13 protein-coding genes are annotated in these 12,687 nt (G+C 31.1%); 2 read left to right on the top strand and 11 right to left on the bottom strand.

What is annotated here, in order from left to right; all coding sequences use genetic code 11:
• The first annotated feature begins 54 nt into the window (after window positions 1-54).
• Together EPJ72_RS12015 and EPJ72_RS12010 are read left to right on the top strand one after the other, a co-directional pair.
• A complete protein-coding gene (locus EPJ72_RS12015; protein WP_147732359.1) occupies window positions 55-876 on the top strand; it encodes an amino acid ABC transporter substrate-binding protein in 822 nt (273 codons plus the stop codon).
• A 67-nt stretch (window positions 877-943) separates the two neighbouring features.
• A complete protein-coding gene (locus EPJ72_RS12010; protein WP_147732358.1) occupies window positions 944-1,756 on the top strand; it encodes an amino acid ABC transporter substrate-binding protein in 813 nt (270 codons plus the stop codon).
• Window positions 1,757-1,820: 64 nt separating this feature from the next.
• Here the strand turns inward: EPJ72_RS12010 and EPJ72_RS12005 are convergent, their stop codons facing one another.
• The 11 genes from EPJ72_RS12005 to rpsK all read right to left on the bottom strand — a co-directional run bounded on the left by EPJ72_RS12005 (window position 1,821) and on the right by rpsK (window position 12,674).
• On the bottom strand, window positions 1,821-2,948 hold the full coding sequence (locus EPJ72_RS12005; RefSeq protein ID WP_147732357.1) for a sodium ion-translocating decarboxylase subunit beta: 1,128 nt from the start codon (window positions 2,946-2,948) through the stop codon (window positions 1,821-1,823).
• Window positions 2,949-2,968: 20 nt separating this feature from the next.
• Window positions 2,969-3,373 (bottom strand): biotin/lipoyl-containing protein, encoded by a 405-nt coding sequence (locus EPJ72_RS12000; RefSeq protein ID WP_147732356.1) that lies wholly within the window; start codon window positions 3,371-3,373, stop codon window positions 2,969-2,971.
• Between the two features lie 37 nt (window positions 3,374-3,410).
• On the bottom strand, window positions 3,411-3,716 hold the full coding sequence (locus EPJ72_RS11995; protein WP_147732355.1) for an OadG family protein: 306 nt from the start codon (window positions 3,714-3,716) through the stop codon (window positions 3,411-3,413).
• A 30-nt stretch (window positions 3,717-3,746) separates the two neighbouring features.
• On the bottom strand, window positions 3,747-5,291 hold the full coding sequence (locus EPJ72_RS11990) for an acyl-CoA carboxylase subunit beta (RefSeq protein ID WP_147732354.1): 1,545 nt from the start codon (window positions 5,289-5,291) through the stop codon (window positions 3,747-3,749).
• Between the two features lie 395 nt (window positions 5,292-5,686).
• Window positions 5,687-7,252: a DNA polymerase III subunit gamma/tau gene (gene dnaX, locus EPJ72_RS11985; protein WP_147732353.1), complete on the bottom strand. Its 1,566-nt coding sequence runs from the start codon at window positions 7,250-7,252 to the stop codon at window positions 5,687-5,689.
• Between the two features lie 749 nt (window positions 7,253-8,001).
• Complete coding sequence (locus tag EPJ72_RS11980) at window positions 8,002-8,586, bottom strand: Smr/MutS family protein (RefSeq protein WP_147732352.1); 585 nt, start codon at window positions 8,584-8,586, stop codon at window positions 8,002-8,004.
• A gap of 13 nt (window positions 8,587-8,599) precedes the next feature.
• On the bottom strand, window positions 8,600-10,072 hold the full coding sequence (rho, locus tag EPJ72_RS11975; RefSeq protein WP_147732351.1) for a transcription termination factor Rho: 1,473 nt from the start codon (window positions 10,070-10,072) through the stop codon (window positions 8,600-8,602).
• A 126-nt stretch (window positions 10,073-10,198) separates the two neighbouring features.
• A complete protein-coding gene (gene rplQ, locus EPJ72_RS11970) occupies window positions 10,199-10,588 on the bottom strand; it encodes a 50S ribosomal protein L17 (protein ID WP_147732350.1) in 390 nt (129 codons plus the stop codon).
• An 18-nt stretch (window positions 10,589-10,606) separates the two neighbouring features.
• Entirely contained in the window at window positions 10,607-11,584 is a 978-nt protein-coding gene (locus EPJ72_RS11965; protein ID WP_147732349.1) for a DNA-directed RNA polymerase subunit alpha, read from the bottom strand.
• Between the two features lie 31 nt (window positions 11,585-11,615).
• Window positions 11,616-12,242: a 30S ribosomal protein S4 gene (gene rpsD, locus EPJ72_RS11960; protein ID WP_147732348.1), complete on the bottom strand. Its 627-nt coding sequence runs from the start codon at window positions 12,240-12,242 to the stop codon at window positions 11,616-11,618.
• A gap of 21 nt (window positions 12,243-12,263) precedes the next feature.
• The gene (gene rpsK / locus EPJ72_RS11955) at window positions 12,264-12,674 is read right to left on the bottom strand and encodes a 30S ribosomal protein S11 (RefSeq protein ID WP_013243948.1); all 411 of its coding nucleotides are present in this window, start codon (window positions 12,672-12,674) and stop codon (window positions 12,264-12,266) included.
• Window positions 12,675-12,687: the final 13 nt, after the last annotated feature.

Below are 12,687 nucleotides of genomic sequence, written 5' to 3'. Positions count from 1 at the left end.
TTATTTAAAAATTATAATTTATGAATTTAAAAATTTAAAAAACAGGAGAAAACTATGAAACGTATAATAACTTTATTCTTTATATTTATTTTTGCTGTATCTTGCTCAAAAACTCAAACACAAAATGCCGCACAATCATCTTCTGCATCAGATAATTCTTTACAAAAAGTAAAAGAAAGCGGAAAACTTGTATTAGGTTTAGATGACACTTTTGCACCTATGGGTTTTAGAGATGAAGTGGGAAACATAGTTGGTTTTGATATAGACCTAGCCAAAGAGGTTGCAAGCCGCCTCGGGGTGGAGTTAGAGGCCAAACCTATAGATTGGTCTAGTGCTGTATTGAGCTTAAAGAAAGGTGATGTTGATGTGGTATGGAATGGGTTTGCTATTAGTGAAAGCAGAAAACAACAGGTTAATTTCACTAAACCATATCTTAATAACAGACTTATGATAGTTAAAAATGCAGACAGAGCTGATATTAAAACTAAAGAAGATTTAAAAGGAAAAATATTAGGAGTACAGACAGGAAGCAGTAACTATGAATCATTAGAAGCTGACCCTATAAGCAAAGAAGCTAAAGAAATTAGACAATATGATTTTAATGTTAATGCTTTTTTAGATTTAGAGGCTAAAAGAATAGATGCTGTAATAGTTGATGAAATAGTGGCTCGTTATTATATATCTAAAGAAAATGCTGATTTTGAACTTTTAGAAGAATACCCTATTACATATAAATCTTTTGGAGTTGGAATTAGAAAAACAGATGCAGAGCTATTAAATGCTATTGATAAAGTTTTAGATGATATGAGGGCTGATGGAAAAGCTGCTGAAATATCTACTAAATGGTTTGGTAAAGATGTATTTGTAAGAGGATAATTTAATGCGGTATAACAAAAACTAAATAAAAAAATAAATAATTAAATAAAAAAATAGGAGAAAAACAATGAAACGTATAATAACTTTATTCTTTATATTTATTTTTGCTATATCTTGCTCAAAAACAGAAAATACAGGAGAAGATGCAACAGATAATTCTCTACAAAAAGTAAAAGAATCAGGTAAATTGGTATTAGGTTTAGATGATGCTTTTGCCCCTATGAGTTTTATAAATGAAAATGAAGAGATTGTTGGTTTTGATATTGATTTAGCTAAGGAGGTTGCTAAGATTATGGGGGTAGAGTTAGAAACTAAACCAGTAGATTGGGCTAGTTCTATATTAAGTTTAAAAAAAGGAGATATTGATGTAATATGGAGCGGATTTGCTGTTAATGAAACTAGAAAAAAACAGGTTAATTTCTCTAAACCATATCTTTATAATAGACTTATGGTAGCAGTATATGCAGGCAGAGATGATATTAAAACTAAAGAAGATTTAAAAGGAAAAGTAGTAGGCGTACAAACAGGAAGCAGTAATTATGAAATATTATTAAATGACCCTATAAGTAAAGAACTTAAAGAGATTAGACAGTATGATACTTATGTTAATGCTTTTTTAGATTTAGAGGCTCAAAGAATAGATGCTGTGGTAGCAGGCGAAACAACAATTCGTTATTATATAGCTAAAGAAAATGCTAATTTTGAGCTATTAGAAGAGGAACCTCTTACATCTCAATATGTTAGCGTTGGTCTTAGAAAAGGAGATATGGAATTATTGAATGCTATTGATAATGCTTTAGATACTATTAGAACAAATGGAAAAGCTTCAGAAATAGCTACTAAATGGTTTGGTCAAGACATCATTGTAAGAGTAGATTAATAAAAAATTAGAACAGAGGTTTTTTTGCCTCTGTTCTAAAAATTTATATAAAAAATAATATATATCAATTATGGAAAAAAGTAAGAAGTATCCCAACTGTAATAGCACCAGAAATTATACCAGAAATATTAACAGCCATAGCATGAAGAAGCAAGCAGTTAGAAGAGCTATTTTCCTGTCCATATATATGAGCACCCCAAGCAGGCACTGGGAAAGCACTAAGTCCAGCCGAACCTATTATAGGATTAACCTTACCGCCTGTAACTACATTAATAATCTTAGCAACTATAACACCTATTATAGTATTTAATATTAATGATATAAAACCAAATACAAATATTAATATTGTGCTTATAGATATAAAAGTATCAGCAGAAGCAGAAGAACCTATAGCTATACCGATAAGCATAGTAAGAATACCTGTTAAAGATTTTTGAAGCGTAATTGAGAAATTCTTAATAATATCAGATTCTCTTAAAATACTTCCAAAAAGAAGAGCAGCTATAAGCGGAAATGAGTTAGCTAAAAATATACCGCAAAGAGCCATGGCAATTACAGCAAATATAATCTTCTCTCCCCTCGAAACATGCCTTAAATATGACATAGATATAGTTCTTTCTTTTTTTGTGGTTAAAAATTTAGTAACACCAGTCTGAAGTATAGGTAAAAGTTCCATATAAAGATATGACGCCATCACTATAGGAGCAAAATATCTAGCATCAGTTACTAAAGCAGTCATATACATAGCTAAAGAACCATCAGCAGCCCCTATAATAGAAGTAGCAGCTGCCACATCAGCACCAATTAAATTGCTAATCATAAAAAACACAACAAATATACCAATCTGAGAACTAGCCCCTATAAAAAAGTTTTTAGGGTCGGCAAGCACAAGACCTAAATCTATCATAGTTCCAACAGCGAAAAATACAAGCACAGAATAAACACCGCTGCTAGCACCATTATATATCATACCCAAAAAACCATTAATAACATCTTCAGTTATTTTTGGCAAAGGCATATTAGCAGCTAGTATGGCAACACCCATAGGCAAAAGAAGTAAAGGTTTCTTATTATAATATATAGACATATAAATTAAATAAGCACCTATCAATATCATTATTATTTGAGAAAAAGACGGCGGATAAAAACCAGCAAATAAATAGTTAAAATCCAACCCTAAAGCATTATTCATATTCACCTCTCAAAACTACATCACTTAATCTGCAATATCACTTGACCTTCTACAACAGATGAACCTTTTTCAACATGTATAGATATAACCTCTCCAGAAGCAGGAGCAGTAAGTTCATTTTCCATCTTCATAGCTTCTAATACAGCAACAACCTGACCCTCTGTTACCTTATCTCCTATAGCAACATTAAATGATAATATAGTGCCTGGCATAGTAGCTTTTACTGATATAGCATTTTCATCTATAGCAGGAGCTTTAAAAGCAGGAGCAGCTTCTTTTGCTGGTGCAGAAACTTTTGCATTAACTGCTTGAGTATTTACAAGAGTAGATAAAACTTTATTTGAAGCAACAGACTCATTTCTTATCTCTTCAACAGATACATCATAACTTTTTCCATTAACAGTTACTTTATAATTTTTAATCATCATTTATCTCCTAAATTATTTTTTATTTTCTATTATTTTATTTAATTCTATCAGCCATACCCCATACAGGAGTTTTAGACTCTTTTATTGAAGTTATCACAAATTTAGAATTACCGCTATAAGCAGTAATACAAGCAGTAATAGCCGCTACAAGCTCACTGTCATCTAATAAATCCTCTTCTTTAGTTTTACTCTCTTCAACAACCTTGCTAATCTCTTCTTCTTTCTTTATGTTTCTTGGCTTAAAAATAATACCTAAAACTAAAGCCAAAACATAAAAAACTAAAGCAACAATTAAAACAGATATTATACCAAATATTGTAATAGCAGCATTATGATCCATAATTCTCACTCCTTTTATTATAATACAAAATCACAAAGGTATATTACCATGTTTACGAGGAAGTCTAGTTTCTCTTTTGCTTACCAACAAATGAAGTGCATTAATAAGATAGCTTCTAGTATATTCAGGCTCTATTACATCATCAACATAACCTCTAACAGCAGCTCTATAAGGATTAGCAAACTCTCTTTTATATTCTTCTATTTTTTCAGCTCTCATTTTCTTAGGGTCTTCAGCTTTCTCTATGTCTTTTTTAAATATAATGTTCGCTGCCCCATCAGGTCCCATAACAGCAATCTCAGCAGAAGGCCAAGCATAAACCATATCAGCACCTAAATGCTTAGAACACATAGCTATATAAGCTCCGCCATAAGACTTTCTTATTATAAGAGTAATCTTTGGAGCAGTAGCCTCAGAATAAGCATATAAAAGTTTAGCACCATGTCTAATAACCCCATTATGCTCCTGACCAACCCCAGGTAAATATCCTGCAGTATCAACTAATGTAACCAAAGGAATATTAAAACTATCACAGAAACGAATGAAACGAGCAGCTTTGTCAGCTGCATTAATATCAAGTACTCCTGCCATAGAATTAGGCTGATTAGCTATTATACCAACAGATTTTCCGTCAAGACGAGCAAAACATATAACTATATTAGTAGCAAATAAAGGCTGAAGCTCAAAAAATTCTCCATTATCAACTACTCTTTTTATAATCTCTTTTATATCATAAGGCTTATTAGGACTGTCTGGAAGTATGTTTGATAACTCCTCATCATTTCTATTAGGGTCATCATTAGTATTTTCTAAAGGCACATCTTCCAAATTATTTTGAGGTATATAAGAAAGTAGTTTTTTAACACCTTCTAAAGTAGAAATCTCATCAGGGAACATTAAAGAAGCAACACCAGAAGTTTTGCTATGAACAAAAGCCCCCCCCAAATCTTCGGCAGAAACTTGCTCACCTGTTACAGCCTTTACAACCTGAGGACCTGTAATAAACATATTTGAACTTTTATCAGTCATAAATATAAAGTCCATCAAAGCAGGAGAATAAACAGCTCCCCCCGCACAAGGTCCCATTATTACGCATATTTGAGGTATTACTCCAGAAGCCTGTACATTTCTATAAAAAATATCTCCATAGCCTCTTAATGAATCAATACCCTCTTGTATTCTAGCTCCGCCTGAATCATTAATACCGATACAAGGGCAGCCTAATTTTATAGCCATATCTTGTACTTTACAAATTTTAGCAGCATGCATTTGTCCTAATGAACCGCCTATAACAGTAAAATCTTGAGCATATACGCATACTTGTCTGCCGTTAATCTTACCGTATCCTGTAACTACACCTTCGCCCGCTACTTTATTTTTTTCCATACCAAAATCGCTACATCTATGTTCTATGAAAGCATCAATTTCGCAAAAAGTGCCTTCATCTAAAAGATGCAATATACGTTCTCTCGCTGTTAATTTGCCTTTAGCATGACGTTCTTCTATTTTTTCTTTGCCGCCAGCTTCCTCTATCTTTTCTTTTCTTTTTTTAAGTTCATTTATTTTTTCTTGCATATTTGAAACCTTTTATTTGTATTTGATTGTATTTTTTTATTAAAAGTTAATTCCGCTAAATTAAAACATATAACTAATTAGTATTTATTGCAATCATATTTTATCATTTTTGTATATTTTAATAAAATAGTCGAAAGTTTAATTTTTAATTATACTAAAAAATATAACAAATATCGCTAAAAATCATAAAAATTAAAGGATTAAAATTATCGAATAAAAATGGATATAATAAAATCATTAATAAGTATATAGAAATTTAGTATAATTAGCACTTTTTGGTTCTTTGACGAAGTCCGCACCGCGAAGGCGGGAAAAAGAACAAAATTATAAAACTAAATTTTTTTATATTATGATATTTTTATATTATGCACTAAGATATATAATTTAAAAATTATTTATAAAGAACTCTCGTCCACTTCTGTTGCCTGAAGACGTGTTTTTAGTTTATCTATAACATTTCCTTCTACTGCCTTTTGAAACTGTATTGCTACATCTTTATTTTTGGTGAATCTTGGTATGGCACTTGCTATTAAGGCTGATATTCTTTTGTCAGATTGAACCATATCATAAATATGCTCTGGAATAGCTACTATTAATGTGGCACCTTTACTTTCTATTGGGTTTCCTTGAGATAATAAAGAATATATTGTCGGGCTTTCTGTTTCAACATATGAAAGAATTTTATTGTAGAATATGTGTCTTTTATCATTTGGGCTAAGAGGCACATCATATGCTGGTTTAGGAGCGTTATTATTCTCTTTTGGTTTTGAAACATTATCATTACTAAGACCATAGTCTTCGTTAGGCTCAGAAACAGTTTGAACATTGTTTGAAGAGATAATGTCTACAGGGCGAATTAAATTGTCTGTATCAAGAAGCAAAAGCATACGCATCTCAAATATAACTCTCGCATTAGAAGCATTTCTTATACGCTCTTCTACATTTAATATATAATCAAGTATTCTCTCTATCTCATCATCACTATAATTGCTGGCAAAAGTTTTTAAATCATCTCTCTCATTTTCTGTTATCTCTAATAATTTAATATCATCAATACTGCTCTTTATCATAAGCACAACACGCATATATTCAATTAAATTATTAATAAATGTTCTAGGATCAACAGACTCTTCAAATAGCTTTTTAACAAATTGAAAATAATTTTTTTTGTCTTTTGAAATCATTACGTCAAAAAACTCTTTAACAAAAGAAAAATTATTACCCCCAACTACAGCTATAACATCGGCACTAGTAATATGCTTTTTGTCTGCAGTATAGGCTATCATCTTCTCTAATATTGTTTCACTATCGCGTACTGAACCCCTCGCCTGCTTTGCTATCAAAAATATAGCCTCATCATCATAAGCAATATTTTCTTTGTCTAATATACTTTTAAGAATCTTCTCTAAATCTTCTATACCTAAAGACTTAAAAATATACTGCTGACAACGGCTTCTTATTGTGGGAAGTACTCTATCTGCTTCAGTTGTAGCAAGTATAAACACAACATGAGAAGGAGGTTCTTCTAATGTTTTAAGTAAAGCATTAAAAGCCTCGTTAGTAATCTGGTGAACTTCGTCTATAATATATACTTTATATTTACCTGCAACAGGTGATATACGCACATTTTCTATTATTGTTCTTATATTTTCTATACCTCTGTTGCTAGCACCATCTATTTCAATAACATCTAAAGGAGTACCGTTTTCTATTTGTGTACAAGAAGGGCAAACTCCGCATGGTTTATCTGTAGGACCATTAACACAGTTTAAGGCTTTTGCTATAATTCTTGCAAGAGATGTTTTACCTACACCATGAGCTCCAGAAAAAAGATAAGCATGTGCTATTTTTTTTTGTGCTATACTTTTAGATATTGTTTTTGTGATATGTTCCTGCCCTATTACCTCTTCAAAAGTTTGAGGACGATATTTTCTTGCTATTACTTTATAATTTTTATCCATCAAAAAATCCAAATTAATGTATGTTTTTATATTTTAACAAAATAGAGTTAGTTTGTCAATTTATTAGTATATATCTAAACAACTATATTTTATCAATTTATATATTTTTATAAAAGTTTTATCAACTTTTTCCCGCACTACACTGTGTGGACTTCGTCAAAGTTTTCGCCCTTCGGGCACGCTTCGCGAAAGTGCAAGTTTTTTGGTTTTATATATTAGGGATATATGTTAAATGTAGTATAAAACCTGAATTTAGTATTACATGTTGTGGACTTCGTCAATGCAGTTCTTTTGCTTCTTTTATACCAATAAAAGAAGTGGGGGTGTGGGGGCAAAGCCACCACAAATAAAAACATAAAAACAATATTTTGACAAATTTAAAAATTTTCAGTATATATCTAAATAATTATAATTTGTCAATTTATATATTTTTATAAAAGTTTTATCAACTTTTTCCCGCCGCTACACGGTGTGGACTTCGTCAAAGTTTTTGCCCTCCGGACACGCTTCGCGAAAGTGCAAGTTTTTTGGTTTTATATATTAGGGATATATATTAAATGTAGTATAAAACCTGAATTTAGTATTACATGCTGTGGACTTCGTCAATGCAGTTCTTTTGCTTCTTTTATACCAATAAAAGAAATGGGGTCTTGCGTAAGCATACAGAGTGGTGGGCAAAGCCCAGTATCAAAAATAATATATAACTTTATTTTTTGAGAAATTATAATTGTTTAGGTATATACTAGTAATTACAAATTCAAATAAATTATTTTAGCTCCAGAGCCTCCTAATTCCCTCGGAGCATCATCAGCATATTTTATATAAGGCTTTCCTTCTGTAGCAATATAATATTCAACTATGTTTTTTAATACTGGTATTTTATTTTCGCTTCCAAAACCTTTTCCATGTATTATAAGTATTGGGCTTATTTTATTTTTTTTGCATTCACCAATAAAATGCTTTACCTCAATTAAAGCCCTATCAGCTGTAAGACCATGCAAATCTATTCTTTCTTTTGGATTAGCATTTTTTATATTTGGCTTAAACTTTATATTCTTTTTTGGAAGCTCTTTTTTTGAATGATTACTGCAATCAAGATTTTTAACAGCATTTATAAATAAAAGTTTTTCTTCTTCACTTACAGTATAATTATCAGTTATATTATCTTTAGTGATTTCTTTATATTCTTCGTTTTTAGCTGAATGATTGAGAGTATTTTTATTTGATGTTTCTCTTTCTTTTTTTAGAACTTTACTTTCTTCATAATCTCTAGGAAAATATCCATGCTCTATAAAAAATTTAAACAACTTCTCATCATCATATTTGTCAGACATTGATACTAAAACCTTATGAGTTTAATAATTTTAAAAACTCAGAATTATCTTTAGTATTTTTCATTTTAGCTATCATCTTCTCAATAAAGTCATATTCATCAATGTTGATACCCTGACCCTGAGCACTTCTAACAAGATTCATCTTAGCAAGCTCTTCCTCATTAAGAAGTAAATCATCTCTTCTAGTAGAAGAAGAATCAATATCAATAGCAGGGAAAAGTCTTCTATTAGCAAATTTTCTATCTAAATGAAGCTCCATATTACCAGTACCCTTAAACTCTTCGTAAATATAATCGTCCATTTTACTTCCAGTATCAACCAAAGCAGAAGCAATAATTGTTAGAGAACCGCCCTCTTCTATATTACGAGCAGCACCGAAGAATTTTTTAGGTTTATGAAGTGCATTAGAATCTACACCGCCTGTTAATACTTTACCGCTTGCTGGTACAACTAAGTTATAAGCCCTTGAAAGTCTTGTTATAGAATCTAATATAATTACAACATCATGTTTATTTTCAACTAATCTCTTAGCCTTCTCTAATACCATCTCTGAAACTTGACAGTGCTTCTCTGGAAGTTCATCAAAAGTAGAAGCTATAACTTCAGCCTCTGGAACTTGCCTTTTCATATCAGTAACCTCTTCAGGACGCTCGTCTATAAGAAGTATGAATAATTTTATATCAGGATAGTTTTTACATATAGCATTAGCAATTTCTTGAAGCATCATAGTTTTACCAGCTTTAGGAGGTGCTACTATTAATCCCCTCTGACCTTTACCTATAGGAGATACTAAGTTTATAATACGAGTAGAAATTTTATTCGGAGCAAACTCTAAATTAATTCTTTCATTAGGAAATATTGGAGTAAGTTTATCAAATAAAGGTCTTCTATGTAAATTATCAGGTTTCTCGCCATTCACAGATTCTATTCTAAGCAAAGCAAAAAACTTCTCGCCTGCATTATCTTTAGGAGGTCTTACCTCCCCGCTAATAACATCCCCTGTTCTAAGTCCAAAAAGTCTAATTTGTGCAGGAGAGATATATATGTCATCAGAACCTGCCAAATAATTTGTGTTTTTAGAACGTAAAAAACCAAACCCATCTTGCAAAGTTTCTAATGTACCCTCAGCAATAACCTTACCTTCTAAATTAATATGAGATTTTACTATTAAGTGCATTAATTCCTGTCTTCTTAAATTAGAATTAGTATCTTTTTTAATTCCATAGTTTTCAGCAAAATCTATTAATTCATCAAAAGTTAAAGTACTTAATTGACTAATGTAAAGTACATCAAAAGGTCTTTGAATTTTATTATTATTCTCTTCTTCTTTATTATTATCTTCATTATTAGCAGCAGTAATTTCTTCTTTTTCTTCTTCTTGAGCTTTAGCAACTACCTTTCTAACAACTTTTCTTACTTTTATTACCTTTTTCAAAGGCACAACATTTTCATCAGCAGAAAACTCTAAATTGTTATCTTCAGACATAAGTAACCTCCATAAACCTTATATGTAAGTTATAGTCAATAAAACTATAACTAACACATAAAATTTACTTTTGTTTATATATAATTAGATTAATAAACGATTTATTATTATTTTAAATTATCAGTATTATTTTGCTTCAGTTTTATTAGCAGATGAGCTATCAGAATCGCATAACATTACAATACACATATCAGCTCCATCACCAAATCTTTTATATGATAAGATTTTTCTTACAAATCCGCCATTTTTATTAGCATACTTAGGAGCAATATATTTAAAAAGTTTGGCAAGTATTGCTTTATCTTTTACATGTTTAGAAACTAATCTTCTATTATGAACATTATCAACTTTAGCTCTATAAATTAACTTATCAGCCAATTGTTTTAAAGCTCTACCTTTCTCTTTAGTAGTTTCAATTTTCTCATATTTAAAAAGAGAAGTTATCATATTATTAAACATAGCCTTTTTGTGGGCAGTAGTTTTATTAAATTTTTTAACAGTAACTCTATGTCTCATACATTATCCTTAATTTTATTAGCCTCTCATACCAAGATGAGCATTGTATTCTGCAAGCTTTTCTTTAATTTCTTCTATAATCATTTCATTAGCACCAATTAATCTTAATAAATCAGCATCAGTTTTAAGAGCAACCTTATCTAAAGTTTTAAGATCAGAAGATATTAGGAAATTAGCAGTTCTAACAGAAAACTCAACTTCCTCAACATGCTTATCTTTTAAAGAATCAAGTACAGAATCCTTAGGAGTTTCTTCTATTTTTTCATCATCTCCATTAGCCTCTTCAGGAAGCATAAAAGGAGTAATATTATCTCTAAGTAATTTAGCTGCCCAAGATAGAGCTTTTTCAGGGGCAATATTACCTTTAGTTTCTATTTCTAAAGTAAGTTTACCATAATAATTTATACACTGACCCACTCTAACATCATCAACAGCAAATTTTACACTTACTATAGGCGAATATATAGCATCTATAGCTATAGCATTCACATCTTCAAGCAACTCCATATTCACTTCAGCAGGCACATAATTATAACCTGATTCTATCTGAACATCCATTTCAAAAGTATAACCCTCAGCTATAGTAGCAATATGATGTTCTGGATTAAATATTGTTACATCAGAATCAGCTTGAGCAAAGTCGCCAGCAGTAACTGTACAAGGACCTTCTTTTTTAATATGCATAGTTTTAGCATCAACATTTTCAGGAAGGGCTACCACAACATTTTTAAGATGCATAATCATCACTATTGTGTCTTCTTTCATACCTGGAACATTTTCAAATTCATTAGTAACGCCATCTATTTTAATAGCAGTAATAGCATATCCAGGTATAGATGATAATAATACTCTTCTTAGAGCATTTCCAATAGTAGTGGCATATCCTCTCTCAAAAGGCTGTGCTACAAATTTACCATAATTAGGAGTTAAATCTCTAGCTTCAAATGTAACTCTATGCGGATGTCTAATAGATTCTAATATTTCTTTTAATGCCATTCTTTCAATACTCCCTTATCAAAGAGTTCCATTACTTAGAATAATACTCAATAATGAGCTGTTCATTAATAGGATACTCTATATGCTCTCTTATTGGTAAAGTTACTATCTCGCCTTGTTTAGCTGACAAGTCCAAACTTAACCAAGCAGGAACATATTCACTTTTTAAACCATCAAGAATTTCTTTCACTTGTGAAATAGAATTTCCTCTCTGAGAGAAAGAAACCTTATCTCCAACTTTCATACTATAAGAAGGCACAGACATAGTTTTTCCATTAACATTAATAAAACCATGTTGTACAAATTGTCTAGCCTGAGCTCTGCTTCTAGCAAGACCAAGTCTATAAACTACATTATCAAGACGAAGTTCTAATAATCTGAGCAAGTTTTCACCAGTAACACCAGCTACGCGGTTTGCTTCATGATAATAGTTTCTGAATTGTTTTTCTAATATTCCATAAATACGTTTAACTTTTTGTTTTTCTCTCATCTGAATACCGTATTCTGATAATTGTTTCATTTTACGGTTAGTAGGACCCGGTACTTCTCTTTTTTTTGTTATAGCACATTTAGCCGTAAGACATCTATCACCTTTAAGCATAAGTTTCATTTTTTCACGGCGGCATAATCTGCAGCTTGCATCTCTATATCTAGCCATAATTATTTATCTCCCAATTAATTATATTCTTCTTCTTTTTTGAGGACGGCAACCATTATGAGGCATTGGTGTAACATCCTTAATAAGTTTTACTTTTAATCCTGCAGCTTCTACAGCTCTGATTGAGCTTTCTCTGCCCATACCAGGACCTTTTACATAAACTTCAACTTCTCTTACACCCATCTCATAAGCTTTTTTAGATGCCTTCTCACTAGCAACCTGTGCAGCAAATGGAGTAGATTTCTTACTGCTTTTATATTCTCCATCTAAGCCAGCACTAGCCCAAGATAAAGTATCACCGTTTCTGTCAGTGATAGTAACTATTGTATTATTAAAGCTAGCTTTTATATGCACTATACCAAAAGCTTCTACTTTTCTATCTTTTTTTATTTTTTTATCTTTTAGTGTTTTTTTACCTTTTTGAGTAGCCACTATTCTCCCCCAT

The organism is Brachyspira pilosicoli (genome assembly GCF_008016535.1).
GTDB lineage: Bacteria > Spirochaetota > Brachyspiria > Brachyspirales > Brachyspiraceae > Brachyspira > Brachyspira pilosicoli_A.
This window is presented reverse-complemented; position numbering and strand designations above follow the sequence as displayed.